The sequence below is a fragment of the Nakamurella sp. GG22 genome, from assembly GCF_052976845.2.
The window spans coordinates 82628-104712 of record NZ_JBRIIO020000003.1; the positions used below are offsets into that span (position 1 = coordinate 82628).

General features: G+C 66.1%; 19 protein-coding genes and 2 pseudogenes. 13 read left to right on the top strand and 8 right to left on the bottom strand.

The annotated features are described in order from the left end of the window. Positions 1-42 precede the first annotated feature (42 nt). The 3 genes from ACVBEQ_RS04585 (at position 43) to ACVBEQ_RS04595 (ending at position 2135) form a co-directional block, all read left to right on the top strand. On the top strand, positions 43-513 hold the full coding sequence (locus tag ACVBEQ_RS04585) for a MarR family winged helix-turn-helix transcriptional regulator (RefSeq protein ID WP_447152252.1): 471 nt from the start codon (positions 43-45) through the stop codon (positions 511-513). A 160-nt stretch (positions 514-673) separates the two neighbouring features. After that, entirely contained in the window at positions 674-1687 is a 1014-nt protein-coding gene (locus ACVBEQ_RS04590; RefSeq protein ID WP_447152253.1) for an NAD(P)-dependent alcohol dehydrogenase, read from the top strand. 157 nt (positions 1688-1844) lie between these two features. Then, a complete protein-coding gene (locus ACVBEQ_RS04595) occupies positions 1845-2135 on the top strand; it encodes a WS/DGAT domain-containing protein (RefSeq protein WP_447152254.1) in 291 nt (96 codons plus the stop codon). 94 nt (positions 2136-2229) lie between these two features. Here the strand turns inward: ACVBEQ_RS04595 and ACVBEQ_RS04600 are convergent, their stop codons facing one another. The 5 genes from ACVBEQ_RS04600 to ACVBEQ_RS04620 all read right to left on the bottom strand — a co-directional run bounded on the left by ACVBEQ_RS04600 (position 2230) and on the right by ACVBEQ_RS04620 (position 9055). Next, on the bottom strand, positions 2230-5019 hold the full coding sequence (locus tag ACVBEQ_RS04600; RefSeq protein ID WP_447152255.1) for a hypothetical protein: 2790 nt from the start codon (positions 5017-5019) through the stop codon (positions 2230-2232). Between the two features lie 135 nt (positions 5020-5154). Then, the gene (locus ACVBEQ_RS04605; RefSeq protein WP_447152256.1) at positions 5155-5883 is read right to left on the bottom strand and encodes a 2-phosphosulfolactate phosphatase; all 729 of its coding nucleotides are present in this window, start codon (positions 5881-5883) and stop codon (positions 5155-5157) included. A 374-nt stretch (positions 5884-6257) separates the two neighbouring features. Then, positions 6258-6998, bottom strand: a complete 741-nt coding sequence (locus ACVBEQ_RS04610) for a hypothetical protein (protein WP_447152257.1) — start codon at positions 6996-6998, stop codon at positions 6258-6260. Positions 6999-7050: 52 nt separating this feature from the next. Next, positions 7051-7974 (bottom strand): thioredoxin family protein, encoded by a 924-nt coding sequence (locus ACVBEQ_RS04615; protein WP_447152258.1) that lies wholly within the window; start codon positions 7972-7974, stop codon positions 7051-7053. A gap of 154 nt (positions 7975-8128) precedes the next feature. Then, complete coding sequence (locus ACVBEQ_RS04620) at positions 8129-9055, bottom strand: alpha/beta fold hydrolase (RefSeq protein ID WP_447152259.1); 927 nt, start codon at positions 9053-9055, stop codon at positions 8129-8131. Positions 9056-9322: 267 nt separating this feature from the next. On the opposite strand from ACVBEQ_RS04620, the gene ACVBEQ_RS04625 reads away from it, so the two are divergent. Then, positions 9323-12079: an ATP-binding protein gene (locus tag ACVBEQ_RS04625; protein ID WP_447152260.1), complete on the top strand. Its 2757-nt coding sequence runs from the start codon at positions 9323-9325 to the stop codon at positions 12077-12079. Positions 12080-12246: 167 nt separating this feature from the next. Further along, a pseudogene (locus ACVBEQ_RS04630) lies at positions 12247-13010 on the top strand (IS3 family transposase); the annotation flags it as partial. A 63-nt stretch (positions 13011-13073) separates the two neighbouring features. Here ACVBEQ_RS04630 and ACVBEQ_RS04635 read toward each other — a convergent pair. Continuing rightward, the gene (locus ACVBEQ_RS04635) at positions 13074-13307 is read right to left on the bottom strand and encodes a hypothetical protein (RefSeq protein WP_447152261.1); all 234 of its coding nucleotides are present in this window, start codon (positions 13305-13307) and stop codon (positions 13074-13076) included. Between ACVBEQ_RS04635 and ACVBEQ_RS04640 the strand changes: the two genes are divergently transcribed. The 7 genes and pseudogenes from ACVBEQ_RS04640 (at position 13297) to ACVBEQ_RS04670 (ending at position 18746) form a co-directional block, all read left to right on the top strand. Beyond that, a complete protein-coding gene (locus ACVBEQ_RS04640; protein WP_447152262.1) occupies positions 13297-14520 on the top strand; it encodes an IS110 family RNA-guided transposase in 1224 nt (407 codons plus the stop codon). The two genes, ACVBEQ_RS04635 and ACVBEQ_RS04640, sit on opposite strands and share 11 nt — an antisense overlap. Positions 14521-14542: 22 nt before the next feature. Next, a pseudogene (locus ACVBEQ_RS04645) lies at positions 14543-15046 on the top strand (IS3 family transposase); the annotation flags it as partial. Positions 15047-15080: 34 nt separating this feature from the next. Beyond that, on the top strand, positions 15081-16205 hold the full coding sequence (locus tag ACVBEQ_RS04650) for an MFS transporter (RefSeq protein WP_447152263.1): 1125 nt from the start codon (positions 15081-15083) through the stop codon (positions 16203-16205). A gap of 12 nt (positions 16206-16217) precedes the next feature. Continuing rightward, positions 16218-16379 carry a hypothetical protein gene (locus ACVBEQ_RS04655; RefSeq protein WP_447152264.1) on the top strand — a complete coding sequence of 54 codons (162 nt, stop codon included), beginning with the start codon at positions 16218-16220 and terminating at the stop codon, positions 16377-16379. Positions 16380-16606: 227 nt separating this feature from the next. Further along, complete coding sequence (locus ACVBEQ_RS04660; RefSeq protein ID WP_447152265.1) at positions 16607-16756, top strand: hypothetical protein; 150 nt, start codon at positions 16607-16609, stop codon at positions 16754-16756. Between the two features lie 709 nt (positions 16757-17465). After that, positions 17466-17657 (top strand): hypothetical protein, encoded by a 192-nt coding sequence (locus ACVBEQ_RS04665; protein WP_447152266.1) that lies wholly within the window; start codon positions 17466-17468, stop codon positions 17655-17657. Between the two features lie 123 nt (positions 17658-17780). Further along, a complete protein-coding gene (locus ACVBEQ_RS04670; RefSeq protein WP_447152267.1) occupies positions 17781-18746 on the top strand; it encodes a sugar phosphate isomerase/epimerase family protein in 966 nt (321 codons plus the stop codon). Between the two features lie 22 nt (positions 18747-18768). On the opposite strand, the gene ACVBEQ_RS04675 is transcribed toward ACVBEQ_RS04670, so the two are convergent. After that, positions 18769-18948, bottom strand: a complete 180-nt coding sequence (locus tag ACVBEQ_RS04675) for a hypothetical protein (RefSeq protein ID WP_447152268.1) — start codon at positions 18946-18948, stop codon at positions 18769-18771. A 430-nt stretch (positions 18949-19378) separates the two neighbouring features. On the opposite strand from ACVBEQ_RS04675, the gene ACVBEQ_RS04680 reads away from it, so the two are divergent. Further along, positions 19379-20116, top strand: a complete 738-nt coding sequence (locus ACVBEQ_RS04680) for an SRPBCC family protein (protein WP_473163159.1) — start codon at positions 19379-19381, stop codon at positions 20114-20116. 113 nt (positions 20117-20229) lie between these two features. Here ACVBEQ_RS04680 and ACVBEQ_RS04685 read toward each other — a convergent pair whose 3' ends face one another. Next, positions 20230-21639: a DUF2252 domain-containing protein gene (locus ACVBEQ_RS04685; RefSeq protein WP_447152270.1), complete on the bottom strand. Its 1410-nt coding sequence runs from the start codon at positions 21637-21639 to the stop codon at positions 20230-20232. Positions 21640-22085: the final 446 nt, after the last annotated feature.

A 22085-nucleotide genomic window follows, 5' to 3' on the forward strand; every position in this document is an offset into this window, starting at 1 on the left:
TCGGCGTCCGAAGCTTCGGTCTCCGAAGTATGCTGCCGAGTTGTGCCGACGTCAAGAGATCTGCCGCCCGATCGCCCCGCGATCGGCCAACTGCTGGGTCGATTACTCCGAGAGTTTCGCGCCGAACTGTTCTCAGCGGCCGGCGAGCGCGGATACGCCGACCTGCGCGAAGCGCATCTACACATTTTCGGCAACGTGGGTATCGACGGCATCCGGCTGACGGACCTGGCAACCCGAGCGCAATTGAGCCTGGCCACCACCTCGGAACTCGTCAGCGATCTGCAACGACTGGGCTACTTCGAGCGACGTCCCGACCCTGCCGATCGGCGCGCCAAGCTGATCTTCCCCACCACCCGCGGTCGGCAGGCACTCGACGACGCCGGCAACCGGGTGGCGGAGATCGAACAGCAATGGAGGGATGTCCTCACCGGACAACGCTTCGACGACATGTGCGCGACCATGCAGGAATTGCTGAATGCGCTGGAGCCTCGGTCCGACGAATCGAACACCTGACCGCATCCAGTCCTGCGGCCAAGAGGACTATTCAGCGTTTGCCGAGCACCTCGCCGCGACACCGGGCACGCCGACAATCCATATTCGAATGGCACGTCACCGCTATTCCGCTCGGGCCGACTAGGTTTGCTGCGATGACCACCGTTGGAACGGGTTCGGCGTGAAGGCGGTCGTGTACGACCGCTACGGGGACTGTGACGTGTTGCGAGTCGCCGACGTGCCGATCCCCCCGCCCGCGGCGGGACGGGTGCGGGTGAAGGTGGCCGCGACCTCGGTCAATCTCAGCGACTGGGAAGCGCTGCGTGGATCTCCGGCATACGCCAGGATCGGCGGCCTTCGTCGCCCGGCTCGTCGGACCCTCGGGTCGGACGTCGCCGGTGTCGTCGACGCCGTGGGGCCGGGGGTCGCCCGATTCCGCCCTGGAGACGAGGTGTACGGCGACAACCTCGCCTTGAAAGGAGGTTTCGCAGAATATGCGGTCGCGCCGGAATCAGCGCTCGCGACCAAACCGGCCGGACTCACGTTCGCCGAGGCCTCGACCATCCCGCAGGCGGGTGCGATCGCCCTGCAGGGGGTCCGCACAGCCGTGCCGGGCAGCAGGGTGCTGATCAACGGCGCAGGCGGCGGGTCGGGAACCTTTGCCATCCAGCTCTGTGCCCGCCTCGGCGCGCACGTCACAGGAGTCGACAACGCCGCCAAACAGGAGTTCATGCTGTCGGTAGGTGCCGACGACGTGATCGACTACGGCCGGCAGGACTTCACGCGTACCACCCCGCCGTACGACCTGATTCTCGACATGGTCGCCCACCGGTCGGTATTCGCCTACCGCAGGGTGCTGGCGCCCGGTGGCCGCTATCGGTGTGTGGGCGCGTCGGTGGGCACGCTCCTCCGGGTGGTCACCGTCGGTCCGGTGGTCGGGCGCCTCACCGGGCGATCGATCGGGGTGCTCGCCGTGAAACAGGGTCCGGCGCACTTCGAGTCGCTGGCCGAGATGTGCGTGACCGGGCAGCTGAAGATCCACATCGACCGCATCTTCACCCTCGACGAGGTGCCGGCCGCACTTGCTCGCGTCGGCGAGGGCCGTGCACTCGGAAAGGTCGTGGTCTGCCCGGTCAGCCCACACCACCCGGCGGCGACGTCAAGGCCGTCGAACCCGAATCCACTCTCGGGATGACTGTCAGCGCTTCGCCCCCCATTGCACGGGCATGGGATCGGACAGCGCCCCGCCGACCTCGTCGGGCACCAGCGAGATCCGGCTGCCGATGACCTTCGCCTCTGGCTCGCGCGAGTGACGATCGTTGAGATGGGGGTGGCACGGAGGAGGTCGGTGGATGCACCCGATCGAGCGGACGGCTGCGGGCGACCTGATGTTCCTGGCTGTCCAGGGGTCCGTCGTGCCCGAGCAGTTCGGCGCGGTCCTTGTCATGGAGCCCGGGCGCCCAAGACCCTTGGGAACAGGTTCCGGCAACGTCACCGTGACCTTCGCCGCGCTCTCCTACGCCGGCGCGCTCGCCGTGTCGGTCACCGCGGACCCCGACGTCATGACAGATCTCGACGAGACAACCGCGGCGCTGCAGACGCAGTTGGACGCACTGAGCGAACCGCTTCCCGCAAAGAGGTGAAACGGCACGCCGCAGACCACCCTCGAAGATCTCACAATGCGCTGCCATCGTGTTGCTGTTCGAGCAGATCGGCTGAGGTCCGTCCGCGAATCGATCACTCGGAGCCTGTTGCGTCCGCGGGTTTGGTGGCACCCGCCGATGCGTCGAACAATGCGGGTTCCTTGGCCAGCTCGAAATGCATGTAATCCTGGTTCGCTGTACCCAGCCATATCAGGCCGCCCGCGTCGGAGCCGGAAAGGGCCGCGACCAATGCCGGCGGCAGGCTGAGAAACCCGTGCGCGGCGACCGACCCGGCGCTGCCCTCAGTCTTCGCTGCGACCCGCGCCCCTTTCTTGCCGAATGACGTCCGGTACGCCGTGCCAACGGTTTCGATGGTGGCGATCGACTCCTGCAATTGCGCCGGGGCTGCGGCTTTCTTGACCTTCTTCGACTTGCCCTTCCCCGAGACCACCGGCGGCAGATCCTTTCCCTCCGGCCACACCGCGTTCTGCACTGCGGTCGCCCGATCCGCGGCTTTGGCGGTCTTGACCGCGGTCACAAGAGTTGCGCCGGCGCCGGATTCGAGAGCGGGAAGCTTTGCCGCCGTCCGACCTTCGTTCGCGAGCCGCAGCAGGACCGCAGCGACGGTGGTGTCGGTGGACATCGCTGTCACGTAATCCTTGCTGAGTTGGCGCAGTTCGGTGGCCGATGTCTGGACCTTGTCGGCGGACAGTCCGGCCGTCTTGGTTGCACGTGGGTTCTTGCCGGCGACGGCGGCCACCGCGGCCAGGCCCGCCCCCTTTCCGATGTTCGGGTTCTTCGCCGCGTCGATGTCGATGGCCCAACCGAAGCTGTGGTCCGACAGTTTGTGTCTGGCATTCTGATTGGGCCGGATCACCGTGCTCCACATCTTCTTGACGGCAGCGTCGATCCCATCGACCTCCTCTTTGGGAAGGCTGGCCAACTTCGGCTTGAGGTACGTTTCCGCCTTTGTCAGTGCCGCTTGCAGATGGGGATGAACCACGGTGAAACCGTTGTAGTTGAGGAACTTCGCCGGAACCAGGCTGCCGTAGTAAGTGTTCGCGCGCTCGATGGCCAACCGTGGCCCGTCGACGAGTCCGCCGAATTTCACGACGACGGCGATCCGCACATTCTCCCAGGATTTGTCCGTCGTGAGGTCGAGCAGGGTCTTCGAGACCAGCGATTTCTCGGTGGCCATCTCGGCCGCCTTGTCCAGCGGCTTGCCGGGCGCGGCCACCGCGGCCCCGGCTGCCGAACTGGGCAGCAGCCCCGACAGTAGGCCGGTCAGGATGGCACGGCGCCGATCCTCGGCCTTCTTCGGCTTTTTCTTGGCCGTCGTGTCCGCCGCCGGGTCATCGACCGTCCTCAGGTCGTCGATCACCTTCTGATCCCAGAGTGCGTCGTAGAGCGGACGCATTCTGTTGTCCGCTTTGAGTTTCTTCCGCGGATCCTTTGCTCCCGAGATAATCTGCATGGTCAGCATTCCCGGGATGTCCGCGGCGTCCGCGGTTCCGATGAACGGCGCCGCGGCGGCCAGGAGTGTCGTGTGGATGCGATTCGACGCGTCCGCGATCAACTCCTCCGGGGTCTTCTCCGGTTGTCCGTCAGCAGGCTTGGCATCCGCCGGGTTCGGCGCGGGTGCCCGCGACACGGTCACATCAAGCGCCGGGGCGTCCACGGCCATCCTTTGTGGCAGGAGATCCACGGCCTTCTTCAGGTGATCCCCGTACCGCAGGATTCGCATGTGGACGCCCTTGGCGCGGTCGGCCGAGCGGAAGATCTCGAAATTACCGCGCCAGGCGTCACGGAGAGGCGAATCCGCGCCCCCCACCACCCGCCCCACCCGCGGCTGGGCGAACCAGCCGTCGATGGCCTTCGCCAGTTGATCCGACTGCGGCTTGTAGGTGCTGCCGCCGTGAACGTTGAACAACCGAAAACCCTGTCGCAGCACGTAGTCAAGCATCGGTTCCAGCACGGCTGCCGACGACGCCGGGCGTGGCCCGTCCGAGGAGCCGGCGGCATCCGCGTCCTGTTCGGTGCTGCCCTCGCGAATGGCCTCGAGAGCGGCCAACTCGCCGTCCAGCCGTCCCTTGACGTAGACCCAGATCTTCTCGACGAATCCCGCGCCGGGGTACATCGTGTCGAACAGGAACAGCGCACCCAGGTTCTTCGGCCCGAGCGAGGACGAGAGCATCCGGCTCATCGGGTTGTCGGCGCCGCTGTGGCCGGACAGCACCACGGGGCCCGGAGTCGGGGCGTCCTTGGCGGTCCAGGCGCCGAGTGCGCCGAGCCGGCTGAACGTTGACCGGATGTAGCTGTCGGCATCGAACGCGCGGGCCTCACCTGCGCCGAAGTCAGATTTGCCCACGCCCTGCGGCAGGATGGCGACCATCGGCCGACCGGCTGCGGCCAACTGGGCACCGATGCGGTACTCGTCGATGTCGTCGGCCTCCGGGCTCGGCCGACTCTCCTTCTTGTCCCCGGGGTCGGTGACGTCCGTATCTTTCTTGCCCCCGAGGTAGCCACCGGGACCGCCCGCCGGGTGGCCGTGCAGGTGCAGCAGGACGTCGATCGCGCCGCCCCCGGCGGGCATGACGGCAGGGAGATACACGATTGCCCGATCGGTCGCCGCGCCCGCGATCCCGGTCACCGGAATCCGCCGCACCGAGTTGGCCGTGACCGGATCTGTGGTCGTCGACCCCCCCGCGTTGCCGGACCCGGGCAGCGCGTCGGAAAAGCCGCCGACCCGCATCAGAGTGGCCGTCGCCCGGTTACCGGCGCGCCGCTGCAGGGCCAGGATCGGGTGCTGGAAGGCCCCCGAATGCGGTCTTTCCTCGGCCGCCCGCTCCCGGCCGCGGGCGGCCGCACGGTGCAGGCCGGTCATCCGTTGACCGTAGCGCCGGGAGGTGCTGATACGCCTTCCCTTTGGGGCAGCCCGCAGGGCAGCCCGAGGTCTTCGTCCGGTCCCCGATCACCGCCTTCGCCGGCGACGCAGATGACCGTTCTCGAACACCGTTGGTCAGCGGCGAATCCGGAGGACGAGTCCGGTCGCGGACGACTCGGCCTCCATCGCGAAGTCGAAAGCGTCGACCCGAGTGGCCAGTTCGACGTCACGTGGGTCGGCATTCCCCACCCCGAGGGCATGCGTCACAGCGGCCTGGGCACTGCCGAGGACGGCTGTGACGGTCCGATCAGCGGCCAGCGGCTGCCCGCGTCGGGCCCTTTCGATCAGCCGTGCAGTCTGGACGTCGTCCACGCCGGGATGGTCGCTGTCGAACCACCCCGTGATCACATAACTGGGTTCGCCCAGGCGACTGGCATTCACCGCGGCGGCCGTGGCCGAGGCGCAGACCAGGCTCGCGCACCAGCGGCGGCTGGCCGCCGTTGCATTCACCACGCCACCGGTGCCGGCCGAGGTGCGCTGCACGATGTCGCAGCCGGCGAGGTCGGCGCCCTCGATTTCCACCGGCGAATTGGAGAAGTCGAAACCGGGCACCCGCCGGCCCCAGTCCGAACCCATCGCCAGCGTGCCGGGCCTTGCTGCCTTGACCGCCAGCGCCTCCTCCACCGAACTGACCAGCCAGATTCGCCGCGCGCCCGCGGCGAAGGCGTACGCCGCCGTCGTGAACGCGCGCAACACGTCCACCACGACGACAGCACCGGTCACCTGGCCGGCCAGCCATGCCGGCACCAGTCCGGGCCCGGCCCCGCCCCGAGGGGAGCCGGCCGCAGTTGGCCGATTTTTCACCTGGGGAGCTCACCTCCGAACGTCACGCCGGCGAAGCGACCGCTGCTTGTCTCGACGGCGGGGGCGAGTCTCCGTCGGATCCACCCACCTGGCCGGATTGTGACCGAGGTCCTGCCTGTCGGTCAGGGGCAAAGGTCCCACCTACGCGCTCGGTGTCGCGCGAGCGCGCAGTCGCCACACTGATCGATGCGATTGACTACCGGAGGCTGCAGGAACAGGTTTCCTCGGCAGAGGGGCCCAACGGTGCTCATCCAGTCGGTGACCTCGAGGAGGGCAGCGATCGAAAGACTCTCCGTGTCGTTCCAGCCCCATCATTGGCAACTTCTTCGGGTCGAGCGGCGGAGCTATCCAGGCCCGGCGAGTTGCTCGGAAGCTCAGTAGTCCCCACCGTCGAAGTCCCCGGGGGAGACGGTGTCGCCCGACGCGGCGTTGGCGTGGTCGGCGTCTTGGCGACCGTCATCACCATCGGCCGCCTGGAAGCCGGCCGCGTAGCCGGTGTCCCACCCGTACCCTGCCGTTCCGTAGAACAAGGTTGAGGCGATGAGATAGCTGCTGAGCGCCCAGGTGCCGGTGTCGATCGCGGACTGCCACCAAGGGTCGGAGTACCAGCCACGCTGGATCGGCCGACCGGCAATGGTGCCGCCCGGGTAGTAGTGCCGGGTGTGGTCACTGGGGGTGGGCGACACGCGGTACTCGTGGCTTTCGACGACGACCGACCGGTCTTCGGTGACTGCACCGGCCTGTTGTTGACCGGGCAGCGGGGGTAGCTCCGGGCCTGGGTCCAATCCGAGCGATACCCGGGCCGCCCGTATGTAGTACAGACCTTCGTGGGCGGTCAGCCCAGCGAGCCGGTATTGCTCCTGCGAGGTGCTCTGATCGATTTGAGCGCCGGCCGCGGTGAATCGTTCCGCAGCATCGGCCAGCGCCTGCCTGGCCGCCGCATTGTCCTTCGGTTCCAGGGTGTAGATCTGCCCGCCGAGGCGTTCGACCCAGCGCCGCGCCTGGGAACGGGAGTCCTCCAGAGCGCTCGCCCCCTTCGCCCGGCGACGTGCCCAGTACAGAACGATGACCGTGACGGCAACGACGGTGATCGCGATGATGATCAGGGTGTCCATGGCGTATTCCTCCTGTCGAAATGCTCGGCGGGGTCTCTGCGGCAGAACAGTTTTAGCCAAAGGTGAAGACATATGCGCGGACACCAGGATCAAGGAAGGTGATATCGAATATTCGTCGACGGGCCGGCGGCTGCATGCGAACCAGCTGGTACATCCGCGGTGTTGACACGGTTCCGAAGCCTGACGGGTTGACATCGAGCCCGTGGTCTTTGCCGGGAGGTTCACCGTCGAGGTGAACGACGAACCGCACAGATCCGCCCGGCACCGGCGGTGTGAGGACCATGTTGAGATCCCGGCCCTGAAAACAGTAGGCGATCGACCCGTCGACGCCGAGGACGACGGCCTCCTGCTGGATGGACCACTGACCACGGAGCGACCATTGGTTCAGCGCCAGCACCCGCGCGTCGGCGGCGACGCGTCGCTCGCCACGGGAGTTGCCCAGATAGGTCTCCTCGGAATGCAGCGATCGCCATTCGGCCGGTTCCGCCACGCCACCGGCGTTGACGAGGACCAGGCCCTCCTGCACACCGAGGAGCCGCTGGGTTGTCCGTTCGATCTCTCCGTACGCCTCCTCACCGAAGTGGTGGAAACGGACAACGCCAGTGCCGTCGAGAAGGTAGAGAGCCGGCCAGTAATGGTTCTCGAACGAGCGCCAGATGATGAAAGCGTTGTCGATGGCGACCGGGTAGGCGACATCGAAGTCTTTCACTGCGCGCCGGACATTGTGCAGGTCGTGCTCGAAGTCAAATTCCGGTGCATGCACGCCGATGACGATCAGGCCGCGCGGGGAATACCGCTCGTGCCATGCTCGGACGTAGGGCAGAGTGCGCAACCAGTTGACGCAGGAGTAGGTCCAGAAGTCGACGAGTACGACCCGCCCGCGGAGTTCCTTGTCGGTGAGCGGCTTCGAGTTGAGCCACACCGGCGCGCCGTCGAGGGCGGCGAGTGGGCTGCTGTCACCGCCGATCTTCGGCATGGTGAATCTCCTTCGGACGCGGCCGTGGACTGGAAGGGCTTCGTCGCGACTGTTGGTGCAGAAGGCGGAGGCTCCGCAAGCGCAGCGGAGTCTCCGCCGACGCCTCAGCTGGGACGGCGACCACCGTCGGGGCGGCGATCGCACCGTCGGGGGACTATGCGGCCAGGAAAGGGGTCAGTGCGGCAAGCATCTCGTCGGGCGCCTCCTCGGCCACCCAATGACCGGCGCCAGGGATGACCACGCCCTGCACGTCGTCCGCGACGAGTTTCATCGCTTCGGCCACATGATCGCCGTAGCTGGCCGCGCCACCGATCGCCAGGACGGGCATCGCGAGCCGGCGCTCCTTGCGCTTTCCGTTCTTGGCCACGGTCTCATCAAATGCCCGGTAAAAGCCGAGGCTGCCGGTCAGTGCGTCGGATTTGGACAGGCCCTGCACGTAGTAGTCGATGACATCTGCCGGCAGCGTCCCGCCCTGGATGGCGAACTCGTAGCCGAAGTAGACGTCCTCGCGACCCGCTATGAGTTTTTCGGGCAGAGCCTGGACCCGGTTGAAGGGGATGTGCCACAGCTTGTCGTTGACCTGCGATGGCACGAACAGCGGCGGGGACGGTCCAACCCCGGGAGGCCCGGGGATCTCGGCCAGGGCCACCCGGTCGACCCGCTCCGGGTGATCCGCGGCCAGGGCATAGCCGATGGCGAACCCCGTGTCGTGACCGACGACGGCGAACCGCCGGTGGCCGAGAATGTCCATCAGCGCGACCATGTCGTCGGCGAGAGTGCCGGTGTCGTATCCGGTCTCCGGCTTGTCGGAGAGCCCGATCCCTCGCTGGTCGACTGCAATCACCTGATGCTCCCGGGCCAGCGCAGGCATCACCAATCGCCACGCGTACCAGGTTTCCGGCCAGCCGTGCACCAGCAGCACCGGCGGGCCGTCTCCGCCGATCACCGCGTGCAGGCGCACCTCGCCGGTGTCGATGAACCGGCTGGTGAACGTCTCGGCGAAACCGGCCGGCAGGTTCGGCGCTCCGGCAACGGAACCGGGCCCCGCCGGACCGGATCCACCGGTGGACGAAGAACTCATGACGATCTCCTTTCAGGGCGCCGACGCGGTGCCGGCGACGGGACCAGACTCGTTCGTCGTGCCTGTCACTCGCACCGGTGCGCCACTGGCGCGCATACCGGTCGGCCGACCGGCGGGAGGCGAGGACGCAACGGGCAGGGTCCACAGAGCAGGACAAAACCCTTAACCGTGACCTATAGCCACCAGGGATAGTTGGTGTCAGGCTCGTTCCATGAACTTGGTGGCCATCGTCTTCATCGCGCACCACCGCCAGGGCCACAGACGCCGATGAAGCTGGTGGGACGCGCGGACGAGTGTGCGCTGCTGGACAAGCTGGTCGACGACCTGAGTCGGGGTGACAGTCGGTCGATGGTCCTGCGGGGTGTGGCAGGCGTCGGGAAAACCGCTCTGCTGCAGTACCTTGTCGAATCCGCCGCCGAACTGACCGTGGTGCGCGCGGTGGGCGTCGAGTCCGAAATGGAACTGCCGTTCGCGAGCCTGCATCAGCTCTGCGCACCGCTGCTCGATCGCCTCGAGCGATTGCCCGAGCCGCAACGCGATGCACTCCGGATCGTCTTCGGCCTGTCCGCGGGGCCCGCGCCGGACCGCTTCCTCGTCGGTCTTGCCGTGCTCAGCTTGGTGTCCGAAGTGGACGAGCAGCCGCTGCTCTGCATCGTGGACGACGCGCAGTGGTTGGACCAGGCGTCGGCCTTGACGCTCGCTTTCGTTGCCCGGCGGTTGTTGGCCGAGCCGGTGGGGTTTGTCTTCGCGGCCAGGGAACCCGGCGAGAACCTCCGACACTTCCCGGTCCTCGAGGTGCACGGACTGGCCGACGGCGATGCCCGGGCCATGCTGAACTCCACTCTGCGATTCGCCATGGACAAGTCGGTGTTCGATCGGATTGTTGCCGAGGCGCGGGGAAATCCACTGGCACTCAAGGAACTGCCACGAAATCTGACCCCGGCGCAACTGGCCGGCGGGTTCGCTGATCCGGACGTCAGCGACCTCTCGACCCGGATCGAACAGAGTTTCACCCGACGGCTTCGTGACCTTCCCGAGGCTGTACGTCGCCTGTTACTGGTCGCCGCGGCAGAGCCGGTCGGTGACCCCGTCCTCGTGCGGCGCGCCTGCGAGCGCCTCGGAATCGAATTCCCCGACGTTGACGTGGACGTGGACGCCGACGCCACGGACGGGTTGCTGTCCATCGACGAGCGGGTCAGGTTCGAGCACCCGTTGGTCCGCTCCGCCGTGTACCGGTCCGCCACCAGGACCGAGCGCCGGGCCACCCACCTGGCGTTGGCCGAGGCGACGAATCGCGACGTCGATCCGGACCGTCGGGCCTGGCACCTGGCGGCCGCGGCGACCAGCCCCGACGAGCAGATCGCCGTCGAGCTGGAAGTCTCCGCCCGCTGGGCGCTGGCCCGCGGAGGCCTGTCCGCTTCCGCCGCACTGCTGCAGCGAGCGGTAGCGATGACTGGAGATCCCGCCCGGCACGCCGCCAGGGCACTGACCGCCGCCGAGGCGAGCCTGGGGGCCGGGGCATTCGGGGTGGCCCGCGGGCTGCTGGCGGCCGCGGAGGTCGGACCGCTCGACGACCTCGGGCGTGCCCGCGTCGATCTGCTGCGGGCCGAAGTCGCCTTCGCGCAGAACCGTGGAGGGGACGCTCCCGCACTGTTGTTGAAGGCGGCGGGACAGCTGGAGTCCATCGACCCGGGTCTTGCTCGTGACACCTATCTCGAGGCTTGGGGCGCAGCGCTTTTCGCCGGTGATCTGGCCCGGAACGGCGGCCTGCGGGCCGTCTCCGGAGCTGCCTCTCACGCCCCGCGACGGCCGGGCCTGCCGGTTCCGCGGGATCTGCTGCTGGAAGGTTTGGCGTTGGTCTTCACCGCGGGACGGTCAGCCGCGGCACCCGCTCTCCGGCGTGGTGTCGCCGCCTTCGCCGGCACCGGGGTTTCTTCGACCGAGATGATGCGGTGGGGTTGGCTCGCGACCCGGGCGGCGAACTTTCTCTGGGACTACGACAGCGGTCTGGAGATCGGTGCGCGGGCCGTGCAGATGGCCCGCGACTCGGGGTTGCTCGAGGTGCTCGCGGTGGTGGACAACGCTTGTGGTCAAGCGGCGGCGTTCGGCGGAGATTTCGCCAGCGCCGGCGTATTGGTTGCGGAGGTTGACGCGGTCAAGGAGGCCACCGGGACGCGCATACCGCCGCACGCCGGCATCGCGCTTGCCGCCCTTCGCGGTCGAGAGGCGGACGCCGCCGAGTTGTTCGACGGCATCATCGTCGATGCCACGGCCAGCGGTCAGGGCGCGGCGATCCAGTACGCGCACTGGGCGAGATCGGTGCTGATGAACGGCCTTGGCCGCTACGAAGACGCGCTCGCGGCCGCTGTCGTCGCCGCCAGCAGCACACCGGAGCTGTATATCGCGTCGTGGGCGCTGAGCGAACAGGTTGAGGCCGCAACCAGGACGGAGAACGCCGATCTCGCCCTCGCCGCGTTGGTCGGGCTCGCTGAACATACCGAGACCTGCGGGGCCGACTGGGGGCTCGGCCTACTGGCCCGTTCCCGCGCCCTTGTCAGCGCATCTGACGCGGCCGAGCCGCTGTACCAGGAAGCGATCACCCGGCTGGCCCGCACGCGTCTCCGACCCGAACTGGCGCGAGCGCACCTGCTCTACGGGGAGTGGCTGCGCCGCGAGAACCGTCGCGTCGACGCACGTTCCGAACTGCGTGTCGCACACGAGCTGATGGTGAAGATCGGCATGACGGCGTTCGCCGAGCGCGCTCAGGGCGAACTACTCGCCACCGGTGAAAGAGTCCGCCAACGCACCGCCGAGTCCCAAGACGAGCTGACCCCGCAAGAACTGCAGATCGCGCGGCTCGCCCGCGGCGGGCTGTCCAACCCGGAGATCAGCGCACGGCTCTTCCTCAGTAAACGCACCGTCGAATGGCACCTACGTAAAGTGTTCGTCAAACTCCGCATCCGCTCCCGTCGAGAGCTTGTCCGCGCACTGCCCAGTGCCGAATCCGAGCTGGTGCCCGCCTGACGGGTATCTGCCCGCCACACATGCGGACGCCGGCCAGCCATGGGCTCAACGCTGCGGCCGGCAAGCCGACTGCCTGGCCGCGTCCCTGAACCGCACCCGGCGGCCAGGGAGCGCTGAACCGCCCCGGAGTGTGTCCGGAGACTTCGAACCTTGGGAAGGTTGGAGTCATGCCAGGGAACAGCACCAGGAGGTATCCGCCTGAGCTGAAAGAGCGGGCGGTTCGGATGGTCGCCGAGATCATGCCGGAACAGGAGTCGGAGTGGGCGGCGATGGGCCGGGTCGCTGAGCTCCTCGGGGTTGGAACGGCGGAGACGGTCCGCAAGTGGGTACGTCAGGCAGAAGTCGACGCGGGTGCCCGGCAGGGCATGTCGTCGGAGGAATCGGTGGAGGTCCGCCGGCTCAAGCGTGAGGTCGCCGAGCTGAAACGGGCCAACGCCATCCTCAAAGCCGCCTCGGTTTTCTTCGCGGCCGAACTCGACCGGCCACAGCGGTGATCGTCCGATTCATCAACGAGAACAAAGACTGTCGTGTCGGTGATGGTTTGCGGTGGGGTGTCGAGTCGATCTGCGCGGTGCTCACCGAGTACGGCGTGAAGGTCGCCCCATCGACCTATTACGAGACCGTGGTGCGCCGGCCCGGTCGTCGTGAGCTCCGCGACGAGGACCTGAAACCGCAGATCCGCCGGGTCCACGAGCAGAACTTCGCCGTGTATGGCGCGCGGAAGGTGTGGTTGCAGCTGAACCGCGAAGGGATCCCGGTGGCCCGCTGCACGGTGGAGCGGCTGATGGCCCGGATGGGTCTGGTCGGCGTTCGCCGCGGGGTGGTCAAACGCACCACGATCGCCGATCCCGCCGCGGAACGGGCCCGTGATCTGGTGTTGCGGAACTTCCAGCCGCTGGCCCCGGACCGGTTGTGGGTTGCCGACATCACGTAATGGGAGGGCCGGGTCCCCTGACCTGGTGCCCGTGGTGAACTGGCGGGGGCCCCTGAGATATCACCGGCCCAGGCCGGGGGGCATGGTGGTGGTGAGCCGCTGGAGGGTGTCCACTCCCTTGTCTGAACCGGCCGTCGAGGTCTGAACGTAGACGGTGGCCCCGCCAGTCGCCGGGTACGTGATCGGCTGGTGAGATGCCGCGCCGTCGAGCGCTTCCATTAGGTCGCCGCACGCACCCTCGGGCTCAACCGCGAAGGGATCGACGAGCGAACGGGAGAGCGAATTGGGAATCACCTGCGGGATCGATTGGGCGGAGAAGCACCACGACGTCGCTGTTGTCGACGAATCGGGCCGGGTAATCGGCAGACGAAGGATCACCACCGGCGTGGCCGGCTTCGGTGAGCTGATGACGTTGCTCGCCGAGCACACCGACAACCCGCCGGCCGTCCCGGTGGCCATCGAAACAGACAAGAACCTGATCGTTTCCGCGCTGCGGGCCGCCGGCTTCGTCGTCTATCCGATCAACCCGCGGGCGGTGGCGCGGTATCGGGAACGGTATGGACAGTCGGGGAAGAAGTCCGATCCGGGTGACGCGGCGATCCTGGCCGACGTCCTGCGCACCGATCGGCATCAGCATCGGCCGATGCCAGCGATCACCGACAACGCTCTGGCGGTGAAGGCGTTGGCCCGTCAGCACCAGGAGGGGATCTGGGCGCTGCATCAGACCATCAACCGCCTCCGATCGGTGCTGTTGGAGTTCTACCCTCAAGCGCTGCAGGTGTTTCCAAACCTGAAGCACCGCGCGGCGATGGCCGTTCTGACCGCTGCCCCCACTCCGGCCCAAGGACTGAAACTCACGCCCCGTCGGGTCGTTGTCCTGCTGCATCGCTGCGGGCGACGCAACGATCCCGCCCTGGTCGAGGCGATCATCTCCGGTCTGAAGACGCCGGCGTTACGGCAGCCCCCGCAGGTCGAGGCCGCGCTCGGCCGAACCGTCGCGTCGCTGATACGCATCATCACCGTGATGCTCGACGGCGTCGACGACCTGGAACAGGCGCTGTCGGCTGAGTTCGACAACCACCCGCTCGCCCCGGTGCTGAGGTCCGCTCCCGGTCTCGGGCCGCTCTTGGCCGCCCGGGTGCTGGCCGAGATCGGCGACGATCCAGCCCGATTCGCCACCGCGAACGGGCTGCGCGCCTTCGCCGGCACCGCACCGGTCACCCGCGCCTCCGGCCGCTCCCACTTCGTCAAAGCACGCAAGGTCCGCAACCGACGCCTCGGCGATGCCTGTCACTGGTGGGCGTTCGCGATGCTCACCAGGTCCGTCGGCGCCCGAGCGCACTACGACAAAAGAAGAGCCGCCGGCGACAGCCACAACGCCGCCCTGCGCAACCTGGCCAACAAGCTCCTCGGCCGACTCTGGTGGTGCCTTCAACACCAAGAGCCCTGGGACGACGCAGCCGCCTGGCCCAAGCCCAAAACCGAGGCCGCCCCGATCGCTGCTTGACACCTGACTCGCGTGGGATGTCTACGTCTCGACGTGGTCCGGATGGGTGTATGTGGCATTCGTGATCGACGCCTACGCCCGCCGCATCCTGGGCTGGCGGACCGGGTCGACGATGTCGACGCAGTTGGTGCTCGATGCTCTGGAGCAGGCGATCTGGACCCGGGGACGAGCCCGTGCGGATTTGACAAGCGTTGTGGCGCATAGCGATCGCGGGTCGCAGTACACAGCGATTCGGTACTCCGAGCGCCTAGAACAGGCCGGGATCGCCGGCTCCGTCGGCTCCGTCGGGGACTCGTTCGATAATGCGCTCGCCGAGACGATCAACGGGCTGTTCAAGACCGAAGTCATCAAACCCCGCGGGCCATGGCGGACCCTGGAACAGGTCGAGTACGCCACCGCCGAGTGGGTCGACTGGTTCAACCACAGCCGGCTCTACGAGTACTGCGGCGACATCCCACCGGCAGAGCTCGAGGAAGCCTTCTACGCTCACCACACAGCTCAGCCGCCGGCCGGGCTGACCGTTTGAGACAGCCTCCGGACACTCCGGGGCGGTTCACTTCGTGGAATGGTACGACTGGTACATCTACGGATTGCTGGCAGTGATCTTCGCGGGGCAGATCTTCCCCAGCACCTCACCGTTCGCCTCCCTCATTGCAGCGCTACTGACCTACGCCATCGGGTTCGTTGTCCGCCCCTTCAGCGGAATCATCGTGTCTCCCCTGGCCGACCGCTACGGTCGAAAGATCATCCTGACACTGTCCGTTTCCGGGATGGCCGTCGGATCGCTGATCATTGCCCTGACCCCCGGATTCGTCACGATCGGGTACCTGGCGCCGATCCTGTTCGTCATCGCCCGCATCCTGCAAGGCATCTCGGCCGGCAGCGAACAGCAGAGCGCCATCACATTCATGGTCGAACATGCCCCCCCGAACCGCAGAGGTCTGTTCGGTTCCTTCACCAACATGGCCAGCGGGCTGGCGACGCTGGCCGCGACCGGTTCCGCCGCGATCGTCACCACCGTGTTCGACAAGGAAGACCTGGCCAACTACGGCTGGCGCATCCCGTTCCTCATCGGCGGCATCCTGGGCCTGGTGGGTCTGTTCCTGCGGGCCAACGCCGATGAACCCCCCGAATTCGAGGCAGCCTCCATCGTGGACAAGAAGTCCGCGCCGGCACGGCTGATGGCGCTGCTCCGCGAACACCCCAAAGCCCTGCTGCAAACCGCGGCGCTGTCCGCCCCGGCCGTGGCTTACTACACCTGGGCCACCTTCCTGCCCACCTACGCCAGCCTCACCACCGGCCGGAACACCTCCTCCACCCTCACCGGCAGCGTCATCGGGCTCATCCTGCTCGTCATCATTGTGCCCACCTGCGGTGCCCTGTCCGACCGACTCGGCCGCCGCAAGATCTTCCCCATCGTCGGCGCCATCGGCATGGTGGTGCTGTTCTACCCGCTGCTGCTGCTGAACCAGGAAGGATTCTGGGTCTACGTCGCCGTCGCAGCATCCGGCTGGGTCGTCCTTGGAATCTGGCAGTCGGTGTACCCGACGATCCAGGCCGAGCTGTTCCCGGCCTCGGTTCGGGTGTCGGGCATCGGCTTCTCCCACCAACTCGTCATCGCGATCTTCGGCGGCACCGCCCCCCTGATTGCCGCCGCGTTCGTCGGCGCCGGCCACCCCACGTAAGTCGCCATCTACATGATCGTCATCGTCTTCCTCTGCCTGCTCGTGTACTTCACCCTCCCGGAGACCGGCAGCAAGAACCAGCGCATCACCGTCGGCCTGCATGATCGCGAGGTCATCGAGGGCGAACTGGAAGAGGTTGCCGCCACAGGCCACACCGAACGCCACCAGCCATAACCTCAGCAGACACCAGGAACTTCAACTCCACTGACCCATCGTGGAGGCCGGGTCGACCAGCGTCTGGTCGACCCGGCCAACGCACACTTGGAGTAGCGGCCGAGACACTTGTTCCTCCCGGAGATCTGGGCGACAGGCCCGGCGGGCCAACCGCCAAGTATGGTGACCCTCTACAGCACTCGGGGAAAGCGATACCCCCAAATGGAGAACGCTCATTACTGACGAAAATGCCGATTTCGGTCGTCGAACTGGTCGCCCGCCAAAACACCGTGAATACCGCATCGGTGAACACTATCGCCGCCGCCGTCGACCACGGCGTCATCACGGACAACACCCTCCACGGCAAAGCACGACTGATCCACCCGGCAAAACCCTAGCGCTCGGACAACAGCTGTTCGCGGGACGCCGGCACAGGCACCCCCTCGCTTTCCAAGTGCGACTTTCACGTTGAGAGAAAAGAAGTTGACTGTTGGCCGAGGTACTTGGGGACCAACATGTCCTACAGAGATGGCGGCTGTAAATCGAGAATTTGCAACGCCTTTCACGGAGACCTGGGAGGACTTAGCGCTCGAGCTCGAACTCGATGCGAGCATTGTGCAATCAATTGGTCTGCCCAACACCTGGAAAACCTGGTTCGTGGGGCAGTGGTGAAACCCCTCATTCTGGCCCGCGGGGTGATGAGGAAGATCGTCTCGACTACTGGACGCGCGCAAATGTGTGGCTGCGGCTACGACGTGAGCCAGCTGCCCGGATAGGCATTTGGCCCCTACCAGGGTCGCCTCCCCGGGGCGAACTGCCAACACCCTCGTAGGCGGCCGACCACCCAGCTGCTGCGCGGGCACCCGGTCGGCCTGGTCGATCGACGGTGCCGAACTACGACCCAGGTCCAGGTCCAGGCGCTGCAGGATCCAGTCCGAAGGCATACGGAAGATCGACCGGCGGCGCGGCTTGACGTTGCCTTGACTCGTCCGGAGGACTCCCCCACGGACGGCAGTAACGACCTCGTGATCACAGATTTTGTCTTGACATAGTCGGGCAAGACGCCCGAAAATTGTCAACAAATAGAACGTTCTAGGTGAGGATGGAATGGCAACGAAGCCGATGGTTGCGGTGTCGGTGTGGGGCGGAGCGCACGATGGCGACCGCATTCTTATTGACCGCAGCAGACTCGGACAGCCGCGTGAGCTGCGGTTCCTGGGCCACCTGTACACCCCGAGCTACGACGACCAGACAGGTTGGCGGGCCATTTTCACCGGCTACCGCGCCGACAACCGTTAGCCGGCAAGCACCCACTGCCGGCCCTGACTCCGACATTACGTGGCGAGCGCATTGTCGCCCACAATCGCCGGAGCACCGCATTGCTACCCCAGTCCAATCTTTACGACACAAGGATGAGTAACCATGCAGGTCGGGCTGATCACCGATTCGGTTGGACACCTGCCCTTCGAGGGCGCCTTGGACCTGGCTCAATCCCTGGGCCTGAGTTCGGTGGAGGTCGCCACCGGTAACTGGTCTGAATCACCGCATGCCGACCTACCGGAGCTGGTGTCCTCCGCAACCGCGCGTGACGAATTCGCCGGCAAGATCTCCTCGCGGGGCCTGAGACTGAGCGCGCTCAATGCGAACGGCAACAGTCTGCACCCAATTGAAGGCGCCCAACACGACGAGGTGGTACGGGACACCATCGAGTTGGCCAGTCAGCTGGGTGTTCCCACGGTCGTCATGATGTCCGGGCTGCCAGGCGCCCGCGGCGACTCCACCCCGAACTGGATCACCACATCCTGGCCACCAGAGACCCTGCGAGTGCTGGACTATCAGTGGACCGAAGTTGCCATCCCCTACTGGAAGCAACTCGCCGCGTTCGCCCGCGATAAGGGTGTGCGGTTGGCGATCGAGGCCTGCGGCGGGCAACTCGTCTACAACGTCACCACCATGCAACGGCTCATCGACGCGATCGGCGACGATGTCGTCGGCGCGAACCTCGACCCATCCCACCTGATGTGGATGGGCGCCGACATCCCCACCGTCATTCACACCCTCGGCTCGGCGATCTACCACGTCCACGCCAAGGACATCAGAATCCAACGACCGCAGGCGAACCGAGACGGCCTGCTCGACACCCTGCCCATCACTCAGGCCGACCAACGGGCCTGGAACTACGTCACCCTCGGCCTCGGACACCCCGCAGGCGCTACATTCTGGGCCGATTTCGTCTACGCCCTCAGGGGTGTCGGCTACGACGGCACCCTCAACATCGAACACGAGGACACCCTGGTCAACTCCGTCGAAGGCGTCCGTCGGGCGGCCACACTCCTCAAACAGGTTGTCCTGGTCGAACCAGCCGACTGGAAACCAGCAAACATCTAAACCCCCAACTCCACTGCGGGAACTAAACAACGCCGGCAGCGGCCAGCCCGAGCCCAAATATCAACATCACCGTCCAGAAGGACTCGATACCCAGCGGTATCGAAGCGGAGATCAGATTGATCAGAACCAAAATGCGATCACGGAGCCGAAACCGGAGGCGCTTGCCGCGGAGTCGGGTCTTCTCAACAATGATCATGCCCATCTGCGGCTCACCCGATGTCGCATGACCTATCCCGCGGCCGGTGACGGCTGAACGTCATCGCGAGCAGTCCCACTCAGCTGTCACGTGGCGGCGTGGTGTGCAGAGCGCCCTGTTCGGTGACCTCCTTTGCGGCGGGCCTGCGCCGGTAGAGATCGTGTCCCGAGTCGGGGCGGCTGCTCTGGCACACGGCAATGTGGATCGCGGCACTGATGTGACGGTTGCCCCGGCCACTGGTGTCCCTGCCGCTAGGTTTATCCGCAGACTCTGCTTGAAGAATTCACTGATGGTGCCGACACCCGTCTGAATCATCGAGTCGGCCTTAAGCCGATCAAAGGGGTCCTTCGGCACTGAAGAAGGTGTCCTCACGAAACTAGGCTGAGCGGGACGGACTTTGCCCGCCTGGGTTTTCTGTAGTCCGCGATGTGAGTGGGTGCTCCTCGTGAGCAAGCTGGTACAAGCTGCGCTGCTGCTGACGACGGTAGGTGGGTTCGCCGCCGTGATTCGGGCTCGATACCGGCGATGGGGTGCCACCGACGCAGATCTCGATCGGGTCCTGGCCGGGGATGCAGAGCTTGCCGAACCGACTTCCTCGGCAACCCGCGCGATCACCATCACCGCGCCCGCGGAACAGGTTTGGCCGTGGGTCGCGCAGCTCGGCCAGGGTCGCGGCGGCTTCTATTCTTACAATTGGCTGGAGAACCTGGTTCCCCGAACCGACATTCACAACGCCGATCGGGTCGTTCCGGAGTGGCAACACGTCGCCGTTGGTTCACAAGTCCGGCTCGCCCCCGACGTGCCCTTGCAGGTCGCCGCGGTGGACGCCGGTAGGTCACTGGTGCTGCGCGGTAGTGTCCCCATCGGAACGGTGCCAGCGCCTTACGAATTCACCTGGGCCTTCGTGCTGCTGCGGCAATTGGACGGGACGACGCGGCTCCTGGTTCGTGAACGATATGCGTACACCCGCCGGTGGGCGGGGTTGATCGTTCAACCCGCGCAGCTCGTCAGTTGTTTGATGACGCCGAAGATGTTGCGCGGCATCCGGGACAGGGCGCAGCGCCCGGTGCCGGCAGCGGAGGCCGATGCTCGAGAACGAGTGCCGCACGACACGGCGGCGCACCTAGGCGACGAGTTGGCGATCGCAGGGAACTTGCAAAGCCTTTCGGCGTAGGGCCGGGTCACGTCAACGGCCTGCACCGTGACCGAGAGGCGGCACGGGCTGCCGTTTCCAGTCAGCTGACGCCCGCCCCGCCCGGTACTGCCCAGTCGCGCTGACGATGCCCGCTAGTTTTCGCCGACGATCCCGGAACCGCCTTCGCTGTACGGCTTGCCGGGCGTCGCCTCACCGGTGGGTGCGACCAGCGCGAATCCACCCGCACGGAAGGCTTCCACGAACAGGCGGTGATCTTCCTGGGCGCGGCGGGCATACGCTTGCGCGAATTGCGCCAGGTCTGCCGCATATTCGTCCACCCGTCCGTCAACCGCCTGGGCGATGACCTGTTCCACAGAGAAGTCGACCAGGCCGTCCTCGGCTTCGTCGTCCGATACGCAATGAATCTTCGCGGTCGCCCGTCCCAGCTGCTCGACCAGGGGACCGATCTCGGCTGGTTCGGTGATGTCATCCCAAGCGAGATCTGCTTCATAGGGGGAGTACTCACTGACCACGAACCCGGTCGAATGCCCGTTCAGCGGCACATCGGCCCAGCCGAGGAATCTGTCTGCGTGTGCCTGCAATGCACGCTGGGACAGCGCCGTCCGGTGTCCGTGGTGTTCGAATCGACCGCGAATGTCTGCATCGTCGACGACCCGGCTGGGCGCTGCGATATTGCCCTGCTTGAGGGTCAGCACGACGTCGTTGTCCAGCGCCTGGCTGAACCCCTCGATCAACACGTTATAGGCCGGAAGCCCTGCACTCCCGATTCCGAATCCGGACTTGCCGACGACATCGAGGACGTCGAATGTCACGCCGTCACGGCGGCCACCGGGAATGGTCTCGAGGTAGCCGGCGAACGCTTCCAGGACGACATCGCGTTCGTCGTCGTCCAATCGACGGACTCCCGCGCGTTGGGCGAAGGTCCGTCGGTATCCATCGACGACCGTGACCGAATCAAGCAGGCCCACGCGAGTCTGCAGCTTGGCCGCCTGCAGGGCGCCGAGCACAGCACCCGTGGAGGTCTCCAAGGTGAGCGCCCAGCGGGTGTCGTCCGGCGTACCGACGAAGTGATTCACTTGGTCCAGATATGCGCGTGCGTATTGTTCGATGAGTCGAGCGATCACCTCGTCGGGCAGAGCTTTCCGCCAGCCGAGCAGTGCCAGGCTGGCCGCGAAACGCTGCGGGTCCCAGGTCCAATGACCCAGGTATGCCTCATCGAAATCGTTGACATCAAACACGAGGCGGCCGTCGCTGTCGAGATAGGTGCCAAAATTCTCGGCGTGCAGATCACCCTGGATCCAGGTCCGGGAGCCCCGTTCGTCGACCCAGTGGTCGTCCAGGCGTGCAACGTCTGCATAGAAGACGCAGGCGCTCCCCCGGAAGAAGGCGAACGGATCGGCGGCCATCTTCCGGAACTTCGCTCGGAATGCCGCTGCGTCGGCATGCATCAGCGGTTCGAACGCTTCGGTGAGGCTGTCGACGATCAGGCTCGATCGCTGCTCGTCGTCATCGGCGGACAGCGGCGCAAGAACGTCGGTCATCGAGCCACCTTATCGATCTCACCGTAGGTAGCGCTGACTTTTCGACCTCCCGGGAGCCGTCGCCACACCGGGCATTCTCGGACCGTCATGCAAGCGCGTTCAAAGACTGCCGGCGAACCGAGTACGCCGTTCGGCAGCAGCCCGGATCGACGCCGAACTGTTCCACCGAGGCCGTATCGACGGCGGGTAGTGCGTCGTAGATCCTGGCTGTGACCAGGTCGATCCCGTCGGTCGGGTCAGCCGGATGCGCCCCAGGCACCGCGGTCGGCGACGCGCGGCTCTCCAGTCATATGAAACGGGCCCTGCGTTCGGTCTGGCGGGATTCCGCAGGTCGGGTGCGGGCCTGATCAGCTCAGGGTCCAGCCGGGCGGGGTCATAGTTGCAGCGCACCGATGTCCACGAGATGATCATCATCGCAACGCATTCCCATGTGGACAGGGCGCCCG

What these genes read in the sequence shown, in the direction of transcription:
- ACVBEQ_RS04595 (WP_447152254.1), top strand. Translation starts at nt 1,845, where the DNA reads ATGCACCCGATCGAGCGGACGGCTGCGGGCGACCTGATGTTCCTGGCT.
- ACVBEQ_RS04600 (WP_447152255.1), bottom strand. Translation starts at nt 5,019, where the DNA reads ATGACCGGCCTGCACCGTGCGGCCGCCCGCGGCCGGGAGCGGGCGGCC.
- ACVBEQ_RS04610 (WP_447152257.1), bottom strand. Translation starts at nt 6,998, where the DNA reads ATGGACACCCTGATCATCATCGCGATCACCGTCGTTGCCGTCACGGTC.
- ACVBEQ_RS04615 (WP_447152258.1), bottom strand. Translation starts at nt 7,974, where the DNA reads ATGCCGAAGATCGGCGGTGACAGCAGCCCACTCGCCGCCCTCGACGGC.
- ACVBEQ_RS04620 (WP_447152259.1), bottom strand. Translation starts at nt 9,055, where the DNA reads ATGAGTTCTTCGTCCACCGGTGGATCCGGTCCGGCGGGGCCCGGTTCC.
- ACVBEQ_RS04625 (WP_447152260.1), top strand. Translation starts at nt 9,323, where the DNA reads ATGAAGCTGGTGGGACGCGCGGACGAGTGTGCGCTGCTGGACAAGCTG.
- ACVBEQ_RS04655 (WP_447152264.1), top strand. Translation starts at nt 16,218, where the DNA reads ATGATCGTCATCGTCTTCCTCTGCCTGCTCGTGTACTTCACCCTCCCG.
- ACVBEQ_RS04660 (WP_447152265.1), top strand. Translation starts at nt 16,607, where the DNA reads ATGCCGATTTCGGTCGTCGAACTGGTCGCCCGCCAAAACACCGTGAAT.
- ACVBEQ_RS04665 (WP_447152266.1), top strand. Translation starts at nt 17,466, where the DNA reads ATGGCAACGAAGCCGATGGTTGCGGTGTCGGTGTGGGGCGGAGCGCAC.
- ACVBEQ_RS04670 (WP_447152267.1), top strand. Translation starts at nt 17,781, where the DNA reads ATGCAGGTCGGGCTGATCACCGATTCGGTTGGACACCTGCCCTTCGAG.
- ACVBEQ_RS04675 (WP_447152268.1), bottom strand. Translation starts at nt 18,948, where the DNA reads ATGGGCATGATCATTGTTGAGAAGACCCGACTCCGCGGCAAGCGCCTC.
- ACVBEQ_RS04685 (WP_447152270.1), bottom strand. Translation starts at nt 21,639, where the DNA reads ATGACCGACGTTCTTGCGCCGCTGTCCGCCGATGACGACGAGCAGCGA.